The sequence below is a fragment of the Gryllotalpicola ginsengisoli DSM 22003 genome (assembly GCF_000419445.1).
In the GTDB taxonomy this organism is placed as follows: Bacteria; Actinomycetota; Actinomycetes; order Actinomycetales; family Microbacteriaceae; genus Gryllotalpicola; species Gryllotalpicola ginsengisoli.
This window is the reverse complement of the sequence record NZ_AULK01000001.1, coordinates 607,598-632,282: the sequence shown is the minus strand read 5'-3', so window position 1 is coordinate 632,282 and position 24,685 is coordinate 607,598. Positions and strand designations below refer to the sequence as shown.

The 24,685-nt window shown below is 71.0% G+C and carries 26 protein-coding genes and 1 tRNA gene; 21 read left to right on the top strand and 6 right to left on the bottom strand.

What is annotated here, in order from left to right; translation table 11 throughout:
* Positions 1-83: 83 nt before the first annotated feature.
* Positions 84-716 carry a ScbR family autoregulator-binding transcription factor gene (locus H563_RS14695; protein WP_022881151.1) on the bottom strand — a complete coding sequence of 211 codons (633 nt, stop codon included), beginning with the start codon at positions 714-716 and terminating at the stop codon, positions 84-86.
* 191 nt (positions 717-907) lie between these two features.
* Between H563_RS14695 and H563_RS0103090 the strand changes: the two genes are divergently transcribed.
* A complete protein-coding gene (locus H563_RS0103090) occupies positions 908-1,702 on the top strand; it encodes an alpha/beta fold hydrolase (RefSeq protein ID WP_027479040.1) in 795 nt (264 codons plus the stop codon).
* Here the strand turns inward: H563_RS0103090 and H563_RS0103085 are convergent.
* A complete protein-coding gene (locus H563_RS0103085; protein ID WP_081416097.1) occupies positions 1,699-2,355 on the bottom strand; it encodes a LysE/ArgO family amino acid transporter in 657 nt (218 codons plus the stop codon). The genes H563_RS0103090 and H563_RS0103085 overlap by 4 nt on opposite strands.
* Before the next feature lie 51 nt (positions 2,356-2,406).
* Here H563_RS0103085 and H563_RS0103080 point away from each other — a divergent pair, with 51 nt between their 5' ends.
* From H563_RS0103080 to H563_RS0103045, 8 genes are read left to right on the top strand one after another with little or no spacing between them, the layout of a single operon-like run.
* On the top strand, positions 2,407-3,306 hold the full coding sequence (locus H563_RS0103080) for a LysR family transcriptional regulator ArgP (protein WP_022881149.1): 900 nt from the start codon (positions 2,407-2,409) through the stop codon (positions 3,304-3,306).
* A 19-nt stretch (positions 3,307-3,325) separates the two neighbouring features.
* Complete coding sequence (locus tag H563_RS17200) at positions 3,326-4,066, top strand: HAD family hydrolase (RefSeq protein ID WP_022881148.1); 741 nt, start codon at positions 3,326-3,328, stop codon at positions 4,064-4,066.
* A gap of 23 nt (positions 4,067-4,089) precedes the next feature.
* Entirely contained in the window at positions 4,090-5,199 is a 1,110-nt protein-coding gene (locus tag H563_RS0103070; RefSeq protein WP_022881147.1) for an ABC transporter substrate-binding protein, read from the top strand.
* A gap of 23 nt (positions 5,200-5,222) precedes the next feature.
* A complete protein-coding gene (locus H563_RS0103065) occupies positions 5,223-6,065 on the top strand; it encodes an ABC transporter ATP-binding protein (protein ID WP_022881146.1) in 843 nt (280 codons plus the stop codon).
* On the top strand, positions 6,055-6,921 hold the full coding sequence (locus tag H563_RS0103060) for an ABC transporter permease (RefSeq protein WP_022881145.1): 867 nt from the start codon (positions 6,055-6,057) through the stop codon (positions 6,919-6,921). The genes H563_RS0103065 and H563_RS0103060 overlap by 11 nt, the downstream gene beginning before the upstream one ends.
* Positions 6,921-7,736, top strand: a complete 816-nt coding sequence (locus tag H563_RS14685) for an ABC transporter permease (protein WP_155864969.1) — start codon at positions 6,921-6,923, stop codon at positions 7,734-7,736. Before H563_RS0103060 ends, H563_RS14685 begins: the two co-directional genes overlap by 1 nt.
* Before the next feature lie 20 nt (positions 7,737-7,756).
* Positions 7,757-8,515, top strand: a complete 759-nt coding sequence (locus H563_RS14680) for an HAD family hydrolase (RefSeq protein ID WP_155864966.1) — start codon at positions 7,757-7,759, stop codon at positions 8,513-8,515.
* A 10-nt stretch (positions 8,516-8,525) separates the two neighbouring features.
* Entirely contained in the window at positions 8,526-10,769 is a 2,244-nt protein-coding gene (locus H563_RS0103045; RefSeq protein WP_022881142.1) for a glycoside hydrolase family 3 C-terminal domain-containing protein, read from the top strand.
* Here the strand turns inward: H563_RS0103045 and H563_RS0103040 are convergent.
* Positions 10,756-11,214: a nitroreductase family deazaflavin-dependent oxidoreductase gene (locus H563_RS0103040; protein ID WP_022881141.1), complete on the bottom strand. Its 459-nt coding sequence runs from the start codon at positions 11,212-11,214 to the stop codon at positions 10,756-10,758. The two genes, H563_RS0103045 and H563_RS0103040, sit on opposite strands and share 14 nt — an antisense overlap.
* Positions 11,215-11,278: 64 nt before the next feature.
* Between H563_RS0103040 and H563_RS0103035 the strand changes: the two genes are divergently transcribed.
* Entirely contained in the window at positions 11,279-12,328 is a 1,050-nt protein-coding gene (locus H563_RS0103035) for an aldo/keto reductase (protein ID WP_022881140.1), read from the top strand.
* On the opposite strand, the gene H563_RS0103030 is transcribed toward H563_RS0103035, so the two are convergent.
* Complete coding sequence (locus tag H563_RS0103030; RefSeq protein WP_022881139.1) at positions 12,325-13,125, bottom strand: alpha/beta fold hydrolase; 801 nt, start codon at positions 13,123-13,125, stop codon at positions 12,325-12,327. The genes H563_RS0103035 and H563_RS0103030 overlap by 4 nt on opposite strands.
* 40 nt (positions 13,126-13,165) lie before the next feature.
* On the opposite strand from H563_RS0103030, the gene H563_RS0103025 reads away from it, so the two are divergent.
* From H563_RS0103025 to H563_RS0103015, 3 genes are read left to right on the top strand one after another with little or no spacing between them, the layout of a single operon-like run.
* Entirely contained in the window at positions 13,166-14,212 is a 1,047-nt protein-coding gene (locus tag H563_RS0103025; protein ID WP_027479037.1) for an NAD-dependent epimerase/dehydratase family protein, read from the top strand.
* The gene (locus H563_RS0103020; RefSeq protein ID WP_022881137.1) at positions 14,209-14,898 is read left to right on the top strand and encodes a histidine phosphatase family protein; all 690 of its coding nucleotides are present in this window, start codon (positions 14,209-14,211) and stop codon (positions 14,896-14,898) included. Before H563_RS0103025 ends, H563_RS0103020 begins: the two co-directional genes overlap by 4 nt.
* A complete protein-coding gene (locus H563_RS0103015; RefSeq protein WP_022881136.1) occupies positions 14,895-16,004 on the top strand; it encodes an FAD-dependent oxidoreductase in 1,110 nt (369 codons plus the stop codon). The genes H563_RS0103020 and H563_RS0103015 overlap by 4 nt, the downstream gene beginning before the upstream one ends.
* 5 nt (positions 16,005-16,009) lie before the next feature.
* Here the strand turns inward: H563_RS0103015 and H563_RS0103010 are convergent, their stop codons facing one another.
* Entirely contained in the window at positions 16,010-16,651 is a 642-nt protein-coding gene (locus tag H563_RS0103010) for an MBL fold metallo-hydrolase (RefSeq protein WP_022881135.1), read from the bottom strand.
* Between the two features lie 39 nt (positions 16,652-16,690).
* Here H563_RS0103010 and H563_RS0103005 point away from each other — a divergent pair, with 39 nt between their 5' ends.
* The 5 genes from H563_RS0103005 (at position 16,691) to H563_RS0102985 (ending at position 20,680) form a co-directional block, all read left to right on the top strand.
* Complete coding sequence (locus H563_RS0103005; RefSeq protein WP_022881134.1) at positions 16,691-17,632, top strand: diacylglycerol/lipid kinase family protein; 942 nt, start codon at positions 16,691-16,693, stop codon at positions 17,630-17,632.
* Between the two features lie 48 nt (positions 17,633-17,680).
* Positions 17,681-17,753, top strand: a tRNA-Glu gene (locus H563_RS0103000).
* Between the two features lie 128 nt (positions 17,754-17,881).
* A complete protein-coding gene (locus H563_RS18065; protein WP_022881133.1) occupies positions 17,882-18,601 on the top strand; it encodes a F420-0--gamma-glutamyl ligase in 720 nt (239 codons plus the stop codon).
* The gene (locus tag H563_RS0102990) at positions 18,598-19,944 is read left to right on the top strand and encodes a MurT ligase domain-containing protein (protein ID WP_022881132.1); all 1,347 of its coding nucleotides are present in this window, start codon (positions 18,598-18,600) and stop codon (positions 19,942-19,944) included. Before H563_RS18065 ends, H563_RS0102990 begins: the two co-directional genes overlap by 4 nt.
* Positions 19,937-20,680 carry a hypothetical protein gene (locus H563_RS0102985; RefSeq protein WP_022881131.1) on the top strand — a complete coding sequence of 248 codons (744 nt, stop codon included), beginning with the start codon at positions 19,937-19,939 and terminating at the stop codon, positions 20,678-20,680. The genes H563_RS0102990 and H563_RS0102985 overlap by 8 nt, the downstream gene beginning before the upstream one ends.
* 10 nt (positions 20,681-20,690) lie before the next feature.
* On the opposite strand, the gene H563_RS0102980 is transcribed toward H563_RS0102985, so the two are convergent.
* Positions 20,691-21,272, bottom strand: coding sequence for a GNAT family N-acetyltransferase (locus H563_RS0102980; RefSeq protein WP_022881130.1), 582 nt, complete (start codon positions 21,270-21,272; stop codon positions 20,691-20,693).
* Between the two features lie 211 nt (positions 21,273-21,483).
* On the opposite strand from H563_RS0102980, the gene H563_RS0102975 reads away from it, so the two are divergent.
* The 3 genes from H563_RS0102975 (at position 21,484) to leuD (ending at position 24,679) form a co-directional block, all read left to right on the top strand.
* Positions 21,484-22,476: a TerC/Alx family metal homeostasis membrane protein gene (locus H563_RS0102975; protein ID WP_022881129.1), complete on the top strand. Its 993-nt coding sequence runs from the start codon at positions 21,484-21,486 to the stop codon at positions 22,474-22,476.
* A 131-nt stretch (positions 22,477-22,607) separates the two neighbouring features.
* Positions 22,608-24,077 carry a 3-isopropylmalate dehydratase large subunit gene (gene leuC / locus H563_RS0102970; protein WP_022881128.1) on the top strand — a complete coding sequence of 490 codons (1,470 nt, stop codon included), beginning with the start codon at positions 22,608-22,610 and terminating at the stop codon, positions 24,075-24,077.
* Entirely contained in the window at positions 24,077-24,679 is a 603-nt protein-coding gene (gene leuD, locus H563_RS0102965; protein ID WP_022881127.1) for a 3-isopropylmalate dehydratase small subunit, read from the top strand. The genes leuC and leuD overlap by 1 nt, the downstream gene beginning before the upstream one ends.
* The last annotated feature ends 6 nt before the right edge of the window (positions 24,680-24,685 follow it).

The following is a 24,685-nucleotide window of genomic DNA, read 5'->3' as shown; positions in this document are numbered from 1 at the left end:
CGGCGGCCATCCGTCTACGAACCTAGACGGTTGTCTTGATTGATGCCAACCCCTGGAGCCAAATGTGCCCAGGTTGCGGGGGGTCAGTACGCGGCGGCGGCCGCCGCAAGCCGTTCGACGACACCGGCCGGATCGTCGACGCCCAGCCCCGGCAGGAACAGCAGCCAGTATCGGCGCACCCGATCGTCGATGTCGCGCGCGGAGGTGAGGCGGTGCGCGACCTGCTGCACGCCGGTGAACGCCTCGACGAGCACCTCGGCGGACTGCTCGGCATTCAGCGGCGGAGTCACCTGCTTCATCGCGACGGCCTCGGCCAGCAGGGCGCGGGTCATGGAGATCCAGCTGACGAACGGGGTCGGCAGGTCGACCCCGTGCAGTCCCGCGTCGTGCTGCAAGCGGATGCCCGCGCGCACCAGCACGTCGTCACGGAACCGTTTCGCCACGGCGAAGGAGAGCAGCACCATCGCATCCAGGCCGCGATTGCCGTCGCCGCGGATGCGGGTGAGCACGTCCTCCCATTGCGCGTACTGGCTCTCGACGACCTCGCGGGCCAGCGCCCCCTTGGAGGAGAAGTGGTAGCTCATCGCGCCCTTGGTCTTGCCCAGCCGCGACGCGATGCCCGACAGCGACGCTCCTGCGTAACCGTGCTCGTCGAATTCGGCCGCGGCGGCACGCACGATCTCGTCTCGGGTGCCCACGGCGCGCTCTTGTGTCATGACGGGCACAGCCTAGGGCCCGGCGCATATGCGTTCGCCGCATTTCGCTCCGCGGCGCAGACGCGGGTGCGCTCCCGGCTGTGCGCTACTCGCGTCCGCCGCGCGCGCCTCGGATCCGGGTCGCGCACTGCGGATCCGAGTAGCGCAACGCGGCGGGCGCCGGGGAGGGGCCGCACACGTAGGCTCGGGGCATGACGGATCGCGAGCGGCACGAGACGGAGGTGCGCGGCGCGCGCCTCAGCTGGACCGAGGACGGATCAGGCCCGACCGTGGTGTGGGCGCACGGGCTCACCTCGAGCGGCTGGGGTCAGGAGCGCGCCGGCATGTTCGACTGGAGCCCCGTCTCCGCCGCAGGTCACCGGCTGATCCGGTACGACGCGCGCGGTCACGGCCGCTCGCAGGGCACGGCCGACGAGGAGGCCTACACCTGGCCCGAGCTCGCGCAGGACCTGCTGGCCCTGCTCGACCGCGTCGCCCCCGGTGAGCAGGTCGACGGCATGGGCTCGTCGATGGGCACCGCCACCCTGATCTACGCGGCGCTGGCCGATCCCGGCCGCTTCCGCCGCCTGGTGCTCACTAGCGCGCCGACCGCCTGGCAGACCCGGGCGACCCAGAGCGCGGTCTACCTGAGCCTCGCGGCTCTCATCGAGCGGGGCGGTTACGAGGCGCTGCGCGAGGCGGCCGCAGAGGCGCCCGTCCCCGAGCCGTTCGAGGGAATGGAGCAGGTGACCGCGGATCCCGAGATCGACGAGGCGCTCGCTCCCACGGTGCTGCGCGGCGCGGCGCAGACCGACCTGCCGCCGATCGACGAGCTGCGCGGCCTCGACGTGCCCGTGCTGCTGCTGCCGTGGAGCGACGACCCGGGCCACCCGGTCGCCACCTCGGAGGCGCTGCTCGAGGCCTTCCCCGATGCGCGTCTCGAGCTCGGCAGGAGCCTCGCCGAGCTGCGCGCGTGGGGCGTGCGCGCCGCACAGTTCCTCGCCTAAGCCGCGGACACCAGCTTCAGCCCGAGCCCGACCATGAGCACGGCGATCGAGGCGTCGAGGACGCGCCACGCCTGCGGGCGGGAGAAGATCGGCCGCAGCATCCGTGCCCCGAAGCCCAACGCGAAGAACCACGCGAACGAGGCGGCGATCGCGCCCGCGACCCACCACCAGCGCTCGTCGTGGCCCTGCTGGTTGGCCACCGAGCCGAGGAACACGACGGTGTCGAGGTACACGTGCGGGTTGAGCCAGGTGAGCGCGGCGACCGTCGCGAGCGACGACGACAGACGGATGCCGCCGCCGGGCTGCGACGCCACCTGCAGCGCCTCGCCCTTCGGCCGCCACGCGCGGCGCGCCGCCATGAGCCCGTAGGCGAAGAGGAAGGCCGCGCCGACCACCCGCACCACGGTGAGCGCGGTGGGCGCGGCGTGTACGAGCGCGCCGATGCCGAGCGTTCCCGCGGTGATGAGCACGGCGTCGGAGAGGGCGCAGAGCAGCAGGACGGGCACGATGACGCGCGCGGTCGCGACGATGCCGAGGCGCAGCAGGTAGGCGTTCTGGGCGCCGATCGCGACGATGAGCGACAGTCCCGTGCCGAGTCCGAGCAGTGCGGGGAACAAGGTCTGGGAGAGTGTCACGGCCTCAACGCTAGGCATCGGGACCGCATCAGTACAGCTAAAGGATCTGAACATGCATAAGCTCGTCTTATGGTCGACTTCACCCCGGAGCAGCTGCGCACCCTGGTCGCCGTGATCGACGAGGGCACCTTCGACGCGGCCGCCGCACGGCTCCATGTCACGGCGTCGGCCGTCTCGCAGCGGATCAAGGCGCTCGAGCAGGCCGCAGGCCAAGTTCTCGTGCAGCGGGTCACCCCGGTCGAGCCGACGGAGGCCGGCCGGCACGTGCTGCGCCACGCGCGCGAGGTCGCGCTGCTCGGCGCCGAGCTGGAGCGCCGGCTCGCCTCGTCGGGTCGCGACGGCGAGGCCGTGTCCATCCCGATCGCGGTCAACGCCGACTCGCTCGCCACCTGGTTCCTGCCGGCCCTGATCGGCCTCGGCCCGCGCTCCGACGTGCTCTTCGACCTGCGCCGCGACGACCAGGAGCACACCGCCGAGCAGCTGCGCCGCGGCGAGGTGGTGGCCGCGGTCACGAGTGTGAAAGAACCGGTGCAGGGCGCCGTCAGCACGTCGCTCGGCGTCATGCGCTACCGCGCCGTGTGCAGCCCCGCCTATGTGGAGGCGCACCTCGGCGGCGTCGCCCACGTCAGCCGCATCGCCAATGCCCCCGTCGTCGACTTCGACCGCAAGGACATGCTGCAGCTGCGTCTCTACCGCGAGGTGACCGGGCGCGAGACGCGGGCGCCGCGGCACTTCGTGCCCACCTCGACCGACTTCGCCCGGGCCGTCGTCGGCGGCCTCGGCTGGGGCCTGCTGCCCGACCAGCAGTGCGCCGCCGAGCTCGAGCGCGGCGAGCTCGTGCGGCTCGGCGGCGCCCGCTCCGTGCGGGTCGCGCTGTACTGGCAGCGCTGGGCGATCGGCTCGTCGCTGCTGGCGGAGGTGACGGATGCGGTCGTCGCCGCCGCCCGGGCGACACTGCTGCGCCGCTGACGGCGGCTAGCATCGCCGCATGGACGAGCCCGACGCGCTGCTGCTCGACCTCGACGGCACGCTGATCGACTGGGTCGAGGCGCTCGAGGCCGGGGTGGCCGCCGGCGCGGCGCGGATCGCCGAGGCGCACGGACTCGACGCCGCCGAGATCACCGCGGCGACCCTCGCCTTCGAGGCCGAGGTGTACGAGTTGCACGCGACCGGCTGGCTGCTCGGCGGCGTCGGCACCGGCGAGCTGTACGGCGCCCTGTGGCGCCGGGCGCTCGAGGTGTACGGGCTCGACGAGCCGGCGGCCGGGGAACTGGCCGAGGCGCAGTGGGCGGCCGAGCTCGCCGCCTTCCGCGCCTACGACGACGTGGCCGGGCTGATCGAGCGGGCCGCCGGACGGGGCATCCGTCTCGCGCTCGTCACCAACGGCCCGTCCGTGGTGCAGCGCGCCAAGCTGGAGGCGACCGGTCTCGCCGACGCGTTCGATGCGGTCGTCATCTCGGCCGAGGCGGGAGTCGCCAAGCCGGAGCCGCGGATCTTCCGCACTGCGCTCGACGCGCTGGGGGTCGCGCCCGGGCGGGCGTGGCACGTCGGGGACAGCCTGGAGTACGACGTGGCGGGCGCCCAGGCGGCCGGAGTGCGCGGGGTGTGGCTGAACCGGCACGGCTGGGAGCACGGCCGGCACCAGCCCGAGCCCGGTCTCGAGATCCGGTCGTTCGACGAGCTGCTGGCACTGTGCGACAGCGGCAACAGCGCCGAAACCGCTCCGTAACGGGGCGCGGCTAGGTTCGCGCCATGACCTCGTCCGCCTTCACCCGCTCACAGCTCGACCGCCGCGGCTTCCTGCGCCTCGGCGGCGCCGGGGCGCTCGCCCTCGCCGGCTCGTCCTTCCTGGCCGCATGCTCCTCGTCATCCCCCTCGAGCGGCAGCTCGAGCGGCGGGAAGAAGGACTACGGCACGATCGCCCTGCAGCTCTCCTGGATCAAGAACATCGAGTTCGCCGGCGAGTACTTCGCCACCGAGAAGGGCTACTACAAAGACGCCGGGTTCAGCGGCGTCACCCTGATCGCCAACAGCGGCAGCACCACGGCGGAGGACGTCGTCGTCTCCGGTCAGGCGCTCGTGGGGCTGTCGTCGCCGTCGGCGACCGCGCCCGCGATCGCGAAGGGCGCCCCGCTCAAGACGATCGCCACGACCTATCAGAAGAACCCGTTCTGCCTGCTCTCGCTCAAGGAGAAGACGCCGATCTCGACGGTGGACGACCTCAAGGGCAAGACCGTGGGCGTGCAGTCCGGCGCCAACCAGGTGATCTGGGAGGGCTTCCTCAAGGCGAACGGCCTCTCCACCGACGACGTGAAGACGGTTGCGACGCAGTACAGCATCACGCCGCTCGAGTCCGGCAAGTACGACGCGCACTTCTCGTACCTGACCAACGAGCCGATCCTCGCCACCCAGGACGGCTACACCCCGGTCACGCTCGGCTTCGCCGACAACGGGCTGCCCTTCGTCGCCGAGACGTACATCGTCACGCAGGACACGATCGACAACAAGCGCGACCTGCTCAAGGCGTTCCTCGTCGCCGAGATCAAGGGCTGGACCGACGCGGTCAAGGACCCGGCGCAATCGGCCACCTACGCCGTGACCAAGTACGGCAAGGACCAGAAGCTCGACCAGACCGAGCAGACCAGCGAGGCGACCGCCCAGAACGGCCTGATCGTCACCGCGGACACCAACAAGAACGGCCTGTTCACCCTGACCCAGGACCTGATCGACGAGAACATCAAGTCCCTGGCCGCGATGGGCGTGACGACGACGGCCGACAAGCTGTTCGACACGAGCATCATCGACGAGGTCTACAAGGAGAACCCGGACCTCATCGTCTCGCTGCCCGTGCCGTCGGCATGAGCCGCGCCCGTACCCTTTAGAGCATGGCAACACCGTCCGCAGGCGTAGCGCAGGCCGCCACGACCGACCCCGCCGGATCGCCCGAGCTCGCGACCGGCATCAACATCCAGGGGCTGACGAAGACGTTCTCGATGGGCCGCCGGTCGGTGGAGGCGCTCGGCCGCATCGACCTCGGCACCAAGAAGGACAGCTTCCTGGCCCTGCTCGGGCCGTCGGGCTGCGGCAAGTCGACGATCCTGCGCATCCTCGCCGGACTCGAGTCGCCGACCGCCGGGCGGGTGACGATCAACGGCAAGTCGGCCGCCGACATCCAGCGCAGCCACGAGATCGGCATCGCCTTCCAGGATTCGGCGCTGCTGCCGTGGCGCACGGTCGCCAAGAACATCCGGCTTCCGCTCGAGGTGGCCGGCATCACGCCCGCGCCGGGACTGATCGACGAGCTGATCGGGCTCGTGGGGCTGAAAGGCTTCGAGAACGCCAAGCCCGCGCAGCTGTCCGGCGGCATGCGGCAGCGGGTCTCGATCGCCCGATGCCTGGCCGTGCAGCCGAGCATCATGCTGCTCGACGAGCCGTTCGGCGCGCTCGACGACATGACCAGGCAGCGGATGAACGTCGAGCTGCAGCGCATCGTCGGGGAGCGCCCGGCCACCACGCTGATGGTCACGCACGGCATCGCCGAGGCGATCTTCCTCTCCGACGTGGTCGCCGTGATGGGCGCGCGCCCGGGCCACATCGTCGAGATCGTCGAGATCGACCTGCCCCGCCCGCGCACGCCGGAGATCATGCGCACGCCCGAGTTCCACGCGTACCACGACCGGCTCTCCGAGATCCTGTTCGGGGCGCACGGGGCCGCGAATGTCGACTGAGCTCGACCACGAGCTCGGCGAGAGCATCGCGCTCGACGCCGAGACGGCGCGTGGCCGCGGGCGGGCACGGATGCTGGGATCGATGCGCTCTGCACCCCCGTGGGCCGGCGCCATCGTCGGCATCGTGCTGATCGTGCTCGTCTGGTGGGCCATCTCGGCGATCTTCTTCGCCCGCAGCCAGGCCGTGCCCTACCCCTCCTCGGTCGCGGTCGCCCTGGTGCGCGACCTCGCCGATCCCGTGTTCTGGAGCGCGATCGGCAACACGGCCGCCGCCGCGGGCTGGGGCTATCTGTGGGGCAACGTGATCGCCTTCGCACTGGCGTTCCTGGTGCTGCTGGTGCCGTGGCTCGACGGCCTCGCCACCCAGCTGGCGGTGGTGTGCTCGTGCGTGCCGCTCACCGCCATCGGCCCGATCGTCGCCATCATGACGCAGGTCGGCAGCCACGCCACCTCGATCTTCCTCGCCGCCATCAGCGTCGTCTTCACCTCCGTGGTGGGTGCGCTGCTCGGGCTGCGCGCGGCGAGCCGCAGCCAGCTCGACCTCGTGCGCGCCTACGGCGGCGGCGCCCTCACCGAGCTGATCAAGGTGCGCCTGGTCGCAGCCCTGCCGAGCATCTTCGCCGCCCTGAAGATCGCCGCCCCGGCCGCGTTCCTCGGCTCGGTGCTGGGGGAGTACTACCTGCTCAACGTCGACTCGGGCCTCGGCATCCAGCTGCTGGCCGCGCAGTCCGACAACGCGTCGGTGCGGCTGTGGGCGCTCGCGTTCACCTGCGCCGGCGTCGCCGGGTTCGCCTACTGGGCGATCGGGGCGATCGGGCGGCTCGTCAGCCCGTGGTCGAGCGGGGAGGCGCGCTGATGGCGTACGCGCTGCGCCGCATCGGCGTCACGGTGCTGACGATCGCGGCATCCCTCGTCATCTTCGGCCTGCTCTGGCAGCTCGCCCTGACGCTCATGCACGTGAACAGCTACGTCGGCAAGACGCCGCTGGACGTGTGGGACTACCTGTTCGTCGACAACCCGATGACGCCCGACCAGACCGCGGCGGACAACCGGGCGCACCTGTTCGGGCTGCTCTGGGTGACGCTCGGCCACGCCGCGCTCGGGTTCGTGTTCGGGGTCGGCGCATCCGTCGTCGTCGCCATCGTGTTCGCCCTCGCCCGCCCGATCGAGTTCATGTTCATGCCCATCGCCATGCTGCTGCGCACCGTGCCGCTGCTGGCGATGGCGCCGGTGATCTACCTGGTGTTCGGCAACGGGGCGGTCACGGCGGCGTTCATCGGCGGCGTCGTGGTGTTCTTCCCGCTGCTGGTGAACCTCGCGCTCGGCTTCCGCTCGGTCGGAGCCCAGGCGGTAGACCTCGTGCGCGTCTACGGGGGCAGCAGCTGGACGGTCATGCGCAAGGTGGCGATCCCGACCGCGCTGCCGCACTTCTTCGCCTCCATGCGCATCGCCGTGCCGGGGGCGATCACGGGCGCGATGCTCTACGAGTGGCTGTTCACCTTCCAGGGCCTCGGCGCGGGCATCGTCACCGCGAAGTCGCAGTCGGACTACCCGCAGCTGTGGACGATCGTCGTGTTCATCACGGTCGTCTCCATCGTGCTGTACACGATCGCAACCATCGTCGAGGCGGCCGTGCTGGCCAAGTGGGGCCCCGACGCCGGTCGCCGCTGACCGCCCGATAGGGTCGAAGCGTGACCTCTGCGTGCGTGCTGGTGTTCGACTTCGACGGCACCGTGAGCCTCGGCGACGAGCCGGTGGTCGCCTACGCCCGGCATCTCGACGAGGAGGCCGGCAGCGCCACGGGCCTGATCACCCGGGTCGTCTCGCGGTTCCTGCAGTGCGACGGGCGCCTCGACCGCGCCCTGGAGGGGCTCACCGACGCCGACCCGGTGTTCCTCGGCCTGCACGTGATCGACGGCGCCATCGACGGCTACGCGGCGGCTGCGCGCCTGGCGACCCTGATCGGCCTGCAGCAGGCGCAGATCGACGCCGCCTACACCGCAAGCCGCGCCGACCTCGCCGACGGGCTGATCTCGACCCGGGCCCCCGAGGGCTTCGCCTCCTTCCTGGCCGCCTTCCCGCCCGGCGCGCACCGGGTGCTGGTCAGCAACTCTCCGGCCAACGGCCTCATCGAGCAGATCGACAAGCTCGGGCTCACCCGCAGCTTCGACGAGGTGGTCACGAGCGCGAACAAGCCGGCCGGCCTGCCCGCGATCCTCGAGCGGCTGCTCGCCGAGCACGGCCTCGCCGACGCGCCCGACCGGCTGCTGTCGGTCGGCGACATCTGGGTCAACGATCTCGCGCCGGCGGCGCAACTCGGTGCGGCGACCGCGCTGATCGACCGCATGCCGGTTCCGGAGGGGGCCGCGCCGACCGTGCGCGCCCCGCAGATCGAGGAGCTGTACCCGTGGATGCTTGACTGGGCGTCCGGGCGGGCGGATCGCACGTAGGCTTCCGAGCATGGCGCCTTCGCACGATGACGTGATCTCCCGGCTGACCCTCGAGCAGAAGGCCGCGCTCACCGCGGGCGCCGACTTCTGGGGCACCGCCGCCTTCCCCGATGCGGGCGTGCGCCGCATCGTCACCGCCGACGGTCCGCACGGGCTGCGCGTGGTCTCCGACATCGGCATCGGCGGCGCCGCGCCCGCCACCTGCTTCCCGCCCGCGGTCGGCCTCGGCTCGAGCTGGAACCCCGAGCTGCAGCACGCCGTCGGCGCCGCGATCGGCCGGGAGGCGCTCGCCCTCGGCGTCGACGTGGTGCTCGGGCCCGGCATCAATATCAAGCGCTCGCCGCTCGGCGGCAGGAACTTCGAGTACGTCAGCGAGGACCCGCTGGTCTCCGGCGCCTTCGGCGCGGCCCTGGTGCAGGGCGTGCAGTCGGTCGGCGCAGGCACCTCCGTGAAGCACTTCGCCGTCAACAACCAGGAGACCGACCGCATGCACGTCTCCGCACAGGTCGACGAGCGCACCCTGCGCGAGATCTACCTGGCCGGGTTCGAGCGGGTCGTGAAGGAGGCCCGGCCGACGACCGTGATGGCCGCGTACAACCGGGTCAACGGAGAGTACGCGGCGCAGCATCCGTGGCTGCTCACGACGGTGCTGCGCGAGGAGTGGGGCTTCGACGGCGTCGTGGTCAGCGACTGGGGCGCGGTCACCGACCGGGTCGCCTCGCTCCGGGCCGGGCTCGACCTCAAGATGCCGCTGCCGGGCGGCGGCGACGAGGTGGTGCGGGCGGTGCGGGAGGGCCGGCTCGACGAGGCGGTGCTCGACCGGGCGGTCGGCCGCCTGCTCGAGCTCGCCGAGCGCACGGATGCCTCGCAGCACGGCCCCGCGGCCCCGGATCCAGGCGAGCACCACGGTCTCGCCGCATCCGCCGCCCGCGAGTCGGCCGTGCTGCTCAAGAACGAGAACGCCGCCCTGCCGCTGCCCGAGCGCGGCTCGAGCCGCATCGCCGTGATCGGGGAGTTCGCCCGCACCCCGCGCTACCAGGGCGCGGGAAGCTCGCAGGTGGTGCCCACTCGCCTGGACACGCCGCTTGACGCGCTGACCGACATCCTCGGCGACCGGGTCGGCTTCGCGCCGGGGTTCACCCTCGACGGCGACCAGGAGGAGGACGAGCGGCTGCTCGCGCAGGCGCACGCCCTCGCCGCCGGCGCCGACCACGTCGTGCTGTTCCTCGGCCTGCCCGACACGGCCGAGTCGGAGGGCTTCGATCGCACCGCGATCGAGCTGCCGGCGAACCAGCGGGCGCTCATCGAGGCCGTCGCGCGGGCCACCCGGCGCGTCGTCGTGGTGCTGAGCAACGGCGGCGTGGTCGAGACCGCCTCGTGGGAGGGGCGGGTGCGCGCGATCCTGGAGGGCTGGCTGCTCGGCCAGGCCGGTGGAACGGCCATCGCCGAGCTGCTGCTCGGCCGCGCCAACCCGAGCGGCAAGCTCACCGAGACGATCCCGGTGAAGCTCGCCGACACCCCCGCGCACCTGAACTTCCCCGGCGCCGAGGGCGAGGTCGTCTACGGGGAGCGCGTCTACGTCGGCTACCGGTACTACGACACCCTCGGGGTGCCGGTGTCGTACCCGTTCGGGCACGGGCTCAGCTACACGCGGTTCGCGTACTCCGACCTCGTCGTCGAGGGGCGCGGCGACGGGGCATCCGTCTCGTTCACGATCGCGAACACCGGCGACGTCGCCGGGGCGGAGGTGGCCCAGGTGTACCGCTCGGATGCGCACAGCGGCGTGGACCGGCCCGCCCACGAGCTGGTCGGGTTCCGCAAGGTGTTCCTCGAGCCGGGCGCCTCCGAGCGGGTGACGATCGAGCTCGGCTCCCGTGCCTTCGCCTACTGGTCGACCGCGCGCCGCGGCTGGGTCGTGGATGCGGGGGAGTTCACCCTCGAGGTCGGGGCCTCCAGCCGCGACATCCGTCTCACCGGCGCCGTCCACGTCGACGCGAGCGGTCCCGCCCGCCTGCTCACCCGGTTCTCGTCGATCGGCGAGTGGCTCGCCGACCCCGTCGGCGCGCAACTGCTGCAGGGCGCGCTCGCGCAGCTGCCCGGCACCGAGTCGTTCGGGCTCGACCCGAGCACGAACGAGGGCCGGATGTTCCTCGCCATCCCGCTCGGGCACATGCTCGGCTTCCTCCCCGGCGCGCCCGAGGGGGCCGCCGACCAGCTGGTGGCGGCCTACGAGCAGGCGGTCAGGGCTCGATAGTTCCGGGCTCGAGCGGCGTGAGCACGAAGACGGGGATCAGACGGTCGGTCTTGGCCTGGTAGTCGGCGTAGTCGGGCCAGGTGGCGACGGCGCGCTGCCACCACGCGTCGCGCTCGGGGCCGTCCTCCAGCTCGCGGGCCAGGTACTCCTTCTTCACGGCGCCGTCCTGCAATTCGACGTGGGGGTTCGCCACGAGGTTCCAGTACCAGGTCGGATGCTTCGGCGCGCCGCCCTTCGACGCGACGACGGCGTACCGGCCCTCGTGCTCGACCCGCATCAACGGCGTCTTGTAGAGCTTCCCGGACTTCGCCCCCAGGTGCGTCAGCACGATGATCGGGCGGCCGCGCAGTTCGTTCGCCTCGGTGCCGTTCGACGCCTCGTACCTCTCGGCCTGCGTGCGTGCCCACTGTTCCTTGCTCGGTGCGTACTCTCCCTGAAGCGGCATGCCCCCAGCCTAAAGAGGATGCGTCACTGGCAGGTCGAATCGATTCGGCTCTAGGCTCGAGAGCATGGAATACCGTCAGCTGGGATCATCTGGACTGCGCATCTCGACGCTCACCCTCGGCACGATGGGGTTCGGCGGCACCGGCTGGGCGACGCCCGTCGGGAACATCGACGTGGCGGGCGCCCGCCGCCAGCTCGACCTCGCCAAGGACGCGGGCGTCAACATCCTCGACACCGCCGACGTGTACTCGGCGGGCCTGTCGGAGTCGATCATCGGCGAGGCCCTCGCCGGCGACCGGGACGACTGGCTCATCGCGACCAAGGTGCGCATGACCATGGGCGAGGGGCCGAACGACGCCGGCGCCTCCCGCCACCACATCATCCGCGGCGCGGAGGACAGCCTGCGCCGCCTCAAGACCGACCACATCGACCTGTACCAGCTGCACGAATGGGACGGCCGCACCCCGCTCGAGGAGACCTGGGCCGCCCTCGACCACCTCGTGCAGTCCGGCAAGGTGCGCTACACCGGCATCTCCAACTACACCGGCTGGCAGACGATGAAGGCCGTCGCCGCGACCGAGAAGCACGGCTTCGCGAAGCCGGTGTCGACGCAGGTGTACTACTCGCTGCAGGCCCGCGACATCGAGAACGAGATCATCCCCGTCTCCATCGACCAGGGCCTCGGCATCCTCGTCTGGAGCCCGCTCGCCGGCGGCCTGCTGTCGGGCAAGTACCGCCGCGGGCAGGACGCGCCGGAAGGCTCGCGCCGCTTCCTCGGCTGGACGGAGCCGCCCGTGTACGACGAGGAGAAGCTCTACGACACCATCGACCTGCTGGTCGAGATCGGCGACGGGCACGGCGTCTCTGCGGCGCAGGTCGCGCTCGCCTGGACCCTCGGTCGCCCGCAGATCACCTCGCTGATCATCGCGGGACGCACCGAGGAGCAGCTCGCCGACAACCTCGCCGCGGCGAACCTCGAGCTCACCGCCGACGAGCGCGCCGCGCTCGACAAGGTCAGCCTGCCCGAGCTGCGCTACCCGTACTGGCACCAGCGCAACACCGCGACCGACCGGCTGTCGCCGGCCGACTGGTCACTGATCAGCCAGTACGTCTAGCCCTGATCGGCGAGCCACTGCCGCACCGCCGGCAGCGCGTCGGGGTGCCGCGGGGTGCGCCCGTGCGTCGCGCCGTCCAGCAGCCGCACGGGCATCCTGGGCAGCAGCGACTGCACCCGGGCCGCCGCGCGCACCCGGGAGTGGTCCTCGGTGCCGGCGATCATCAGCAGCGGCAGCGTGAGCGTCGACAGGGCGTGCACGGGCACCCCCGGGTCCTCCTCCGTCTTGCGCATGTACGCGGCGAGCGCCTTCCCGTCGTTGGCGAGTAGCGCCGCCTGCGTCGAGTTGTCGAGCGGATGCCCGAGGTGCTCGGCCCACCGGTCGACGAACGCCTGCATGCCCCTGGCCACGATCGTGTCGATGCAGCCGGGGAAGAAGGTGCGGTCGAACACGCCCTGCCCGGTGCGCGGCGACCCGCCGAGGGTAACCAGACTCGCGAGCCGGCCCGGATGCGACGCCGCGAGCTCGAAGCCGACCCGGCCGCCCAGCGAGTAGCCGATGTAGTGCGCGCTGCGCACCTCGAGCGTGTCGAGCACGGTGAGCACGTCGGCGACGAACAGCGCCTGGTCGTAGGCGTCCTCGTCGTAGGGCTTGTCGCTGCGGCCGTGCCCGCGCAGGTCGAGGGTGATGACCCGGTACTGCTGCTGCAGCTCGCGCACCCAGCCGAAGCCCCGCCAGATCGCCTGGCTGAGGGCCGTTCCGTGCACGAGCACGACGGCGGGAGCATCCGTCGCCCCGTCGCCGAACACGCGATAGCTGATGCGGGTGCCGTCCAACGGATTCTCGAGCAATTCCACCCCGCCAAGGTACCGGCACACGGCCGGTAGCATCGGTTCAGTGGCACGCGCTCTCATCCTCGGCGGCACCGGCGTCATCGGCCGCGCCGTCGCAGCGCACCTGCTGAGCCGCGGCTGGCAGGTCGACGTCACGGGACGCGACGCCGCGCACGTCCCGGCCGACCTCGCGGAGCGGGCCGGCTTGTCCTTCCTCGCCTCGGACCGCACGGATGCCGCAGACCTGCGCCGCGCGATCGGCGGCGGCGCCGACCTCGTGGTCGACTGCCTGTGCTTCACGGAAGACGACGCGCGCCTCGTGCTGCCCGTGCTCGCCGAAGCCGACGCGGCGGTCATGCTCTCCACCAAGGCGGTGTACGTCGACGAGTTCGGCCGCCACGCCAACTCGCCGGTTCCGCCGGTGTTCCCGGTCCCGATCCGCGAAACCGACCCGACCGTCGCCCCCGGCCGCGGCGACCCCCGCGGCCGCGACGGCTACGGGGCCAACAAGGTCGCCGCCGAGAACCTGCTGCTCGACTCGGGGCTGCCCGTCACCGTGCTGCGCGCCGGCAAGGTGCACGGCCCGGGCGCCGCACGTCCCCGCGAGTGGGTCTTCCTCAAGCGGGCGCTCGACGGGCGCGAGCAGCTCGTGCTCGCCCGCGAAGGACGCGGCGGCGACCACACCACCGCCGCGGCCAACATCGCGACGCTCGCCGAGGCCGCGGCGGCGCGGCCCGGCACGCGCATCCTCAACGCGGGCGACCCGGATGCGCCGACCGGTCTCGACATCGCGCGCGCCGTCGCCGCCCACGTCGGCCACCGCTTCGAGTTCGAGCTCGCCGACGACGGCGCCGCCCCGCAGTTCGGCGCCCACCCCTGGAACGTCGTGCCGCCGGTCGTGCTCGACCTCTCCGCCGCCCGCGAGCTGGGCTGGCAGCCGGCCGGCACCTTCGCGGAGACGGTCGGGGCCGAGCTCGACTGGCTGCGCGAGCAGCACGAGCAGGGGCTGACCGCCGCCTTCGACGACGACCCGTACTTCGTCCCGTTCCTCGACTACCGCGTCGAGGACGCCTACCTGCTGCTGCGCAGCCTCGAGAAAAGGAACGCATGACCCCCGTCGCACGCCTCACCGTCCGCTCGACCCGCCCCGGCGAGCCGATCTCCGAGCACGGCGGCGCCAACAAGGCGCAACTCGTGCTCGTGCGGCACGGCCAGACCGAGTGGAGCCTGTCGGGGCAGCACACCAGCGTGACCGATCTTCCGCTCACGGAGGCGGGGGAGGCCGAGGCCGCCGCCATCTCCGAGGTGCTCAACGACCACCCCTTCGGGCTCGTGCTCTCCAGCCCGCGCATCCGCGCCCGGCGCACCGCCGAGCTCGCCGGATACGGGCCGCAGGTGCAGATCGACGAGGATCTCGCCGAGTTCGACTACGGCGCCTACGAGGGGCTGACCACGAAGCAGATCATCGAGCAGCGCGGCGCGGCCTGGAACCTGTGGCGCAACGGTGTCCCCGCGGGCGACACCCCGGGTGAGAACGCCGCCGACGTGCAGAAGAGGGCGCAGAAGGTCATCGCCCGCGCGCTCGAGGTGATGTGGAACGGGCAGGACGTCATCTTCTTCGCCCACGGCCACGTGCTGCGCGCGATCGGCGCCGCCTGGCTCGGCCTGCGCCCGGAGGACGCCCAGATCTTCTCCCTCGCGACGGCCACCATCAGCGTGCTCGGCTTCGAGCACGCGATCCCCGTCATCAAGCGGTGGAACACGCCGCCCGGCCTGCTGCAGTTCTCCGCCTCATGAGGCAGCGCGCCGAGGTCGTCGTGGTCGGCGGCGGGGCGATGGGCTCCGCCGCCGCCTGGCACCTCGCGCGCGCCGGGCGGGAGGTGCTGCTCCTCGAGCGCTTCTCGCCCGGCCACACCGCCGGCTCCTCGCATGGCCCGAGCCGCAACTTCAACGTCGCCTACGAGCGGCAGCCGTACGTCGCCCTCCTGGTCGAGGCGCTGCGGTTGTGGCGGGAGCTCGAGGACGAGGCATCCGTGCGCCTGCTCGACCTGGTCGGCATGGTCACGCACGGCTCGAGCGCCTACCCGGAGCTGGATGCGACACGCGCCGCCGGCATCCCCGGCGAGATCCTGCCCGCCGCCGAGGCCGCGCGGCGCTGGCCGGGCATGCGCTTCGAGACCGACGTGCTCCATCAGCCCGAGGCGGGCCGGCTGGACGCCGACGCCGCGGTGGCCGCGCTGCAATCCGCCGCGGTGGCACGCGGGGCCGTGGTGCGGCACGACACCCCGGTGCTGGCGATCGAGCCGCGCGGCGAGGGGGCGGCCGTCGTCACCGAGGACGTGCGGTTCGAGGCATCCGTCGTGGTGGTCGCCGCGGGGGCGTGGACGCAGAAGCTGCTCGGCGGGCGCCTCGCCCTGCCGCCGCTCACGGTGACGCAGGAGCAGCCGGCGCACTTCGCCCTGCGGACTCCCGACCCCGATGCCGCCCGCACCTGGCCCGGCTTCAACCACCGGCCGGGGCCCGGCGACGAGTGGTGGCCGGCCGACATCTACGGCATGTACACGCCCGGCTTCGGCGTGAAGGCCGGATGGCACGGCGCGGGGCCCGTCGTCGACCCGGACCGCCGCAGCTTCCGCCCCGAGGCGGCGCAGCTGCGGCTGCTGCAGCGCTACGTGCGCGAGTGGCTGCCGGGGGCCGACCCGGCGCGGCTCGAGCCGATCAGCTGCATGTACACGACCACTCCCGACCACGACTTCGTCGTCGACCGCACCGGGCCGCTCGTCGTCGCCGCCGGCTTCAGCGGGCATGGTTTCAAGTTCACCCCCGCCATCGGCCGCCTGCTCGCCGACCTGGCGACGGGCGCCGCGGAGCGCGGGCCCGCCGCCTTCCGGCTCGGGCGCTGAGGCGGCTAGAGCTCGACCGTGTCGCCCGGCTCGAGGTCGAGCAGGCTGCCGGCGTTCTGCTCGGCGGCCCACGCGATGCGCGCCTTCGCCATCTGCTTGCCGAGCTCCGAGTTGATCATCTCGTGCGTCGGGAAGGCGCGGCGCGGCTTGACCGCCAGCACGAAGTCCATCGCCTCGCCGATCTTCAGCCACGGCGCGCTCGACGGCGCGGCCAGCACGTCGACCTCGACTCCCTCGGGCACCGCGTACGAGTCGCCCGGGAAGTAGACGGCGCCGCCGTCGATCACCACGCCCACGTTGTCGACGATCGGGATGCTGCGGTGGATCTCGTTGTGGCGCCCGCCGACGAAGTCGAGCTCGAACGGCCCCGCCGTCGCGTGGTCGCCGGGCTTCACGACGGTGACGTCGAAATCGGATGCGGCGTCCTTGACGCCCTGTGTGCCGAAGATCGCCACCCCCGGGTTCGCCGCGACGATCGCCTCGAGGTGCGGCGGATCCCAGTGGTCGGCGTGCTCGTGCGTGATCACGACGCCCGCCACATCGGATGGGTCGGGAACGGGGCGGGAGTAGTTGCCGGGGTCGACGACGAGCTTCGCGCCGTCCTTGTCGAGGACGAATGCGGCGTGTTCGAGTTTCGTGATGCGCATGTCGCCAGGCTATGCCGGGCTGCCCCATAATCAGGAGTCATGCCCACGGAGCCGAAGACGACCCTGCGCCGCATCGTCGTCGCCGTCAACCCGGCCGCCGCATTCGGCCGGCACGCCGGTGCAGGGGAGGCCGTCGCCGACGTGCTGGCCGCCGCGGGCCACACCGTCATCGAGCTGCGCCAACCCAACTACGAGCTGCTGCGGCGCGAGGTCGAGCACGCCGTCGACGCGCGCGGCGAGTGCCCCGCGGACGCCCTCGTCGTCGTCGGGGGAGACGGCATGGTGAGCCTCGGGTTGAACATCGTGGCCGAGACGGGCGTCGCGCTCGGCATCGTGCCGGCGGGAACCGGCAACGACGCGGCCCGCAGCCTCGGGCTGCCGCTCGACGACCCGCGCGACGCGGCCCGGGCGGTCGTCGAGGCGCTGCGCCGCGGCCCGCACGCCGCCGATGCGGGCCGGGTGCGGCACGGGGTGCACACCACCTGGGTGTTCGGCTCCGTCTCCGCCGGATTCGACGCCGCGGTCAACGAGCGGGCGAACCTGATGTCGTGGCCCAACAGCGAGCACAAGTACAAGCTCGCGGTGCTGCGCGAGCTGCTCACCTTCCGCGCGCCGCGCTACCGTCTCGTCGTCGACGGCGAGGCGCGCGAGCTGCGGGCCATGCTCGTCGCGGTCGCGAACCACTCGTCGATCGGAGGCGGCATGCGGATCGCCCCCGACGCACGCGTCGACGACGGATACTTCGACCTGTTCGTCGTCGACCGCATGCCGCGGCTGCGGTTCCTCACGCTGTTCCCGAAGGTGTTCCGCGGCCAGCACGCCGAGGAGCGCGAAGTGCACCTCGAGCACGCCAGGCGGGTGCGCATCGAGGCCGAGCATGTGGTCGCCTACGGCGACGGCGAACGCATCGGGCCGCTGCCCGTGGAGGTGGAGCTGGTGCCCGGGGTGCTGCAGCTGCTCGTCGATTTGGAACAGTCATGAACGTCTTGTAAACTCGAACCTGTTGCGCCGAGCACGGTGCAGCACCACGGCCCCATCGTTTAGCGGCCTAGGACGTCGCCCTCTCACGGCGGTAACGCGGGTTCAAATCCCGCTGGGGTCACATCAGCCCGCTTCCCTTGATCCGTCAAGGGAAGCGGGCTTTTTCGTCGGCCGCGGGGGCGCGCCGCGAGCGCTTCGCAGAGCAGCCAATAGACTTGCCGTGCACACCCGGAGTGATCAGGAGGATAGGTGGAGTTCTACGCCAACGACGGCAAGCAGGTCGAAATCGCCGTCAACGGCGCCACCTACCGGCGCCACGCCGTCAAGACGCACTTCGTGACCCCGAACGAGTCGTACCTCGGCCTGATCGAGCGCTACGTGCTGCCGGTGTTCGAGCGCGGCGACGTGCTGTTCTCGGCCTCCAAGATCGTCTCGATCGCGAGCGGCAACGTCATCGACCCGGCGGACATGAAGGTCGGCCGGCTCGCGAACTGGCTGTCGACGAAGGTCGCCGCAGACCCGAAGAAGGGCGCCGGGGTCGGCGTCCCGCTCAAGATGCAGTACGCGATCGACACCGTCGGCGTGCCCCGGATCCTGGCCGGCGCCGCCGCGAGCGTGATCGGCAAGAAGGTCTTCCACAAGAGCGGATGGTTCTACGTCGTCACCGGCCCGAAGGTGGTCGGCATCGACGGCTTCGGCGACGACTACGGCACCTCCGACGAGTTCCACCGTCAGGGCATCCCGCTGCCCGAGAACGCGCAAGAGCTCTGCGACGAAGTGCTCGTCAAACTCGGCGTCCCCCTCGTCATCACCGACACGAACGACTTCGGCGGAAGCCTGCTCGCCGCCTCCAAGTCGCTTCTGACGGTGCGGAAGGCGAAGGAGCTGCACGAGTTCGTGCGCGACAACCCCTACGGCCAGGGCCACCAGCAGACCCCGTTCGTCGTGGTCAAGGGAGTCGTGGCGTGAGCGCTCGGGACGCGATCGCGTTCCTGGCCGGCAAGACGGTGCTCGCGGGCATGCGGGCGTTCGGCAAATCCGGTTACCACATCCCCGGCATGCTCGCATTCCGCATCTCGCCCAGCGTGCTCGCGTACATCCGCAAGCCGGCCAAGACCGTGTTCATCACCGGAACCAACGGCAAGTCCACGACGACCGCGCTCGTCGGGCACATCCTGCGCGAATCGGGCCTGCGGGTCGCGTACAACACCGAATCCAACAACCAGCCCGGCATCATCGCGAGCCTGCTGAGGTACGCCTCGATCTTCAATCGGTCCCAGGCCGACTTCCTGGTGCTCGAGGTCGCCGAAGAGGCGCTGTCGAAGATCGTCCCGGTGATCCACCCGCAGTACCTGCTGATGACCAACGTCCAGAAGGACGTGCCGCAGGTGAACCAGAGCCCGAACTACGTGCGCGAGAAGATCTCGGGCGTCATCACCGACGACATGGAGTTGATCGTCAACAACGACGACCCGGATGTCTCGTCGATCGGGGCGAAGTGGCGGCGCGTGCACAGCTACGGCGTCGCGCGGAACCCGTACAGCCTGGAGCCCGACACCTCGAGGTTCGCGATCACGCGGCCGTGCCCGGTGTGCAGCGGCAAGCTCGTCTTCGACTACTTCAACCTGCCGAGCGTCGGCCGCTTCCGGTGCACCAAGTGCGGGTTCTCGTCGAAGGCGGATGCCGACTACACGGCCGACGCGTTCGATCTGGAGGCCGGAACCGTCACCATCGGCGGCCGGGTGTTCCCCATGCACTACAAGGCGGCGCACTTCGTCTACGACTACCTGCTCGCGTACGCATTCGCGAAGCAGATCGGCATCCAGGACGACGTGATCGCCCGCGCCTTCGACTCGTTCATCAACATCCAGGGGCGCCTCGAAGACCTGCGCACGGGCGGCAAGACCGTGCACTACGCGCGGTTCAAGCAGGAGACCCCCGACACGCTGGCCTCCGCCATCGAGAACGTCCGTCTCGACCCGAAGCCGAAGACGGTCGTCGTCGCGCTGGACCTGGTCGAGAACGCGTGGGGCCCCACCTACGCGAACACCTCGTACGGATTCGACGTCGACTTCGGCCGCCTCGCCGACGCGAACGTCGAGAAGTTCCTCTGCGTCGGGCGCGTCGTCGCCCATGACACCGCCAACATCCTGCGCTACGCCGGCGTGCCGCGCGAGAAGATCGTGGTCCGCGAGACGGGCGACCCGGAGGAGATCGCGGGACTGATCCGCGCCGAGGCGACCGACGACGTCCATGTGATCACCTGGCTGCACCATTACGAGGAGATCCGGAAGGCGATGAGCAATGGGTGACGCGGGCCGGCAGACCCTGACCGTGAACTGGATGTTCCCGGACCTGCTCTGGCTCAACGGCGACCGCGGCAATCTGATGGCGCTCGACCGGCTCGGTTCGCAACTCGGCCTCGACGTCGTGATCAACCGCATCGAGGACGTCTCCGAGCCGGTGCCGGCCGACCTCGCGGTGTTCGGCTCCGGCGACCTCGATGTGCTCGCCACCCTCGCCGAGGACGGCGACGCCCTGCGCGGATTCCTGTCCGGCAGCCGCCGCATCGTCGTGTTCGGCACCTCCGTCGCCCTCTTCGCGCGGACGACGACGCGGGTCGCGCACCCCGGCTTCGCCGGCCTGGGCCTCATCCCCGCCACGGCCGCCGAGCGCCCCACCGACGGTCACGAGTACGGCGACGACTACCTCGTCGAGTACGCGCCGGGAACCCCGCACCCCGTCGCCGCGGGCGTGTACGTCAAGACCGTCGCGGTCACGCTCGACGAGGGCGTTGCGCCGTTCGGGAAGGTGCTGTTCGGACTGGACAACACCGCGACGCACGTGCACTCCGGGTTCGACGGCGCCCGCCACGGCGGCGTCGTCTGGACCAACCTGCTGGGGCCCGCCTTCGTGCGCAACCCGTGGCTCGCCAGGGCGCTGATCGAGGAGGTGCTCGGGCCCCTGCCGGTCGATCTGGAGGAGGCCTGGGATCTGGAGCTCGCCTCCCTGGACGCCGTCCGCCGCTTCCTCGCGACCAAGCGCTGAGGCGGGAGAGCTACCGGCTGAGCGCCTCAACCTCGCGCCGCATCAGCTGCCGCTTCGTGCCGAGCGGTCGAACGTACTCGAATCCCTCGGCCTCGAACATCGACCGGGTGCCGCTGTACAGGAACGATGCCGAGATCTTCTTCTCCGGGTCGTTCTGCGGGTAGCCCTCGACCGAGCCGCCGCCCGCCGCCGCGACCAGCTGCAGCACGCCGGCCAGGGCGTCCCGTGCGACGCCGGACCGGCGGTGGTCCCGGTCGACGAAGAAGCACGTGATGCGGTACCGGGCGGGGTCGACGACGTTCGCCGCGTACTCCTTGCGGTGGTAGATGTTCGGCAACTCGGCGGGGGAGCCGTACTGCGCCCAGCCGATCGCCGCGTCGCCCTCGAACACGAGCGCCGCATGCGCGGCGCCCTCCTCGACGAAGAGACGCTTCAGGGTGCGCCCGTCGTGTCCGGCCTTCACCGTGGTCGGCGTGTCGCCGTGGAAGCTGCAGCACCAGCATCCGCCGAAGATGCCGTTGTGCTTCTCGACGAGCGCCGCGAAGGCATCCCAGGTCTGCGGCGCGAGCGGCCGGATCTCGCGCGCCGTCACGACTCCGCCGCCTGCATCGCGTCCATGCCCGAAGAGTAGGCCCGGCCGCCGACATCCGGTACGTCGGCTACGCTGGGGGCAGCGAAGGGGAGTATCCCGCAACAGCGCGCTCGTCATCACGGCCCGACTCGGCTCGGCCCGGGCGCGGGGCATCGCAGGAGCGGTGCGGGAGAGACTTTCGGAGCCGCCCAGCGACCCCGAAAGGCATCCGTTGCATCTCGACTTCCCCCTCTGGTTCGAGCTGACCAGCTACGCCGTCCTCGTGCTGATCCTCGCCGCCGACCTCACCCTCGCCTATCTGCGCCCGCACGTGCCGAGCGCTAAGGAGAGCGGGCTGTGGGTCGGCTTCTACGTCGGCCTCGCCCTGCTGTTCGCGCTCGCCCTGTGGGCGGTCGGCGGCCCCGAGCACGCCGGGCAGTTCATCGCCGGCTGGCTCACCGAATACTCCCTGTCGGTCGACAACCTCTTCGTCTTCGTGCTGATCATGGCGCGCTTCGCCGTGCCGCCGAAGTACCAGCAGGAGGCGCTGATGGTCGGCATCATCGTCGCCCTCGTCTTCCGCGGCGTGTTCATCGTGCTCGGCGCCTCGCTGATCGCCAACTTCAGCTGGATCTTCTACCTGTTCGGCGCGTTCCTGCTCTACACGGCCATCCGGCAGGCGACCGAGAGCGAGCAGAAGGAGGCCGAGCAGGAGGAGAGCAAGGACAGCGCGCTGGTGGCCTGGCTGCGCCACCACCTGCGCATCGGCGGCGTCTACGACGGCAACAGGCTGCACACCGTGGTCGCCGACCGGCGGGTCTTCACGCCGATGGTGCTCGTCTTCATCTCGCTCGGCACCACCGACCTCCTCTTCGCCCTCGACTCGATCCCGGCCATCTTCGGCATCACCACGAGCCCGTTCCTCGTCTTCTCGGCGAACGTGTTCGCCCTGATGGGCCTGCGGCAACTGTTCTTCCTGCTCGGCCACCTGCTCGAGAAGCTCGAGTACCTCAAATACGGCATCGCGGTGATCCTCGCGTTCATCGGCGTCAAGCTCGTGCTGCACGCGATGCACGAGAACGAGGTGCCCTTTATCAACGGCGGCCACGGCATCCATTGGGCGCCGGAGATCTCCACCTGGACCTCGCTCGGGGTCATCATCGTCACCATGGCCGCCGCCACCGTCGCCAGCCTCGCCCGCCTGCGCGCCCGCGAGCGAGGGTGATAGCCTCGGGACCGTGCCGGTAGTGCAGCTCCTCCTTAGCCGCCGCGACGGGGCCTAGTTTCATCAGGCCATCCCCGTCGCGGAGTCTCGTGTTGGGCTGAGCCATCCGAAGCATAGGAGTTCGAGCACCGATGACCGATACCACCGCGTCCGCACCGCGCACCCTCGCCGAGAAGGTCTGGGCCGACCACCTCGTCGTGAAGGGCGAGGGCGGCGAACCCGACCTCATCTACATCGACCTGCACCTGGTGCACGAGGTCACGAGCCCGCAGGCCTTCGACGGCCTGCGTCAGGCGGGCCGCCCCGTGCGCCGGCCCGACCTCACGATCGCGACCGAAGACCACAACACCCCCACGGTCGGCATCGACCGCCCCATCGCCGACCTCACCAGCCGCACGCAGATCGAGACCCTGCGGCGCAACGCCGAGGAGTTCGGCATCCGCCTGCACTCCCTCGGCGACCTCGAGCAGGGCATCGTGCACGTCGTCGGGCCGCAGCTCGGGCTCACCATGCCGGGCATCACCGTCGTGTGCGGCGACTCGCACACCTCCACGCACGGCGCGTTCGGCGCCATGGCGTTCGGCATCGGCACGAGCGAGGTCGAGCACGTGCTGGCCACGCAGACGCTGCCGCTCAAGCCGTTCAAGACCATGGCGATCAACGTCGAGGGCACGCTGCGGCCGGGCGTCACCGCGAAGGACATCATCCTCGCCGTGATCGCGAAGATCGGCACCGGCGGCGGGCAGGGCTACGTGCTCGAGTACCGCGGCAGCGCCATCCGCTCGCTCTCCATGGAGGGCCGGATGACGATCTGCAACATGTCGATCGAGGCCGGGGCGCGGGCCGGCATGGTCGCCCCCGACGAGACCACCTTCGCGTATCTCAAGGGCCGCCCGCACGCGCCGCAGGGCGCCGACTGGGATGCCGCCGTCGAGTACTGGAAGACGCTCGCCACCGACGAGGGCGCCGTCTTCGACGCCGAGGTCGACATCGACGCCGACGCGCTCGAGCCGTTCGTGACCTGGGGCACCAACCCGGGCCAGGGCGTCTCCCTCTCCGACGCCGTACCCGACCCGGCGGCCATCGCCGACCCCAACGAGCGCGCCGCCGCCGAGCGCGCGCTCGCGTACATGGACCTCGAGCCCGGCACCCGGATGAAGGACATCCGCATCGATGCCGTGTTCATGGGCTCGTGCACCAACAGCCGCATCGAAGACCTGCGCGCCTTCGCATCCGTCATCGAAGGCCGCAAGAAGGCCGACGGGGTGCGCGTCATGGTCGTGCCGGGGTCGGCGCGGGTGCGCATCCAGGCCGAGGCGGAGGGTCTCGACAAGGTGTTCCAGGAGTTCGGAGCCGAGTGGCGCTTCGCCGGCTGTTCGATGTGCCTCGGCATGAACCCCGACCAGCTCGCGCCGGGGGAGCGCTGTGCCTCCACCAGCAACCGCAACTTCGAGGGCCGGCAGGGCAAGGGCGGGCGCACGCACCTGGTCTCGCCGCTGGTCGCCGCCGCGACGGCGATCAGGGGCACGCTGTCGAGCCCATGGGATCTTGAGACGGATGCCGCGAGCCGCGGCCCCGTGGACGTGAAGGTGGGTGCCTGATGCAGAAGATCTCCGTGCTCACTGGGGTCGCCGCGCCGCTGAAGCGGTCGAACGTCGACACCGATCAGATCATCCCCGCCCAGTTCCTCAAGCGGGTCACCAAGACGGGCTTCGACGACGCGCTCTTCCACGCGTGGCGGCAGGACCCGGACTTCGTGCTGAACCGGCCGGCGTTCCAGAACGCGACGATCCTCGTCGCCGGCCCCGACTTCGGCACCGGCTCCTCCCGCGAGCACGCCGTGTGGGCGCTGCGGGACTTCGGCTTCACCGCTGTGATCAGCCCGCGCTTCGGCGACATCTTCCGCGGCAACGCGGGCAAGCAGGGGCTGCTCACCGCCGTGGTGCCCGAAGATGCCGTCGAGCGCATCTGGGCGGCCATCGATGCGCAGCCGGGAATGGAACTCACCGTCGACCTCGTTTCACGCGAAGTACGCGCCGAGGGCATTGCCGTTCCTTTCGAGATCGACGATTACACTCGGTGGCGTCTGATGGAAGGCCTCGACGACATCGGCCTCACGTTGCGAAACGAATCGCAGATCACCGAATTCGAGTCCCGCCGCGAAAGCTGGCGGCCCCGAACCCTCCCAGTGAAAGCCCAGTAGGTACCA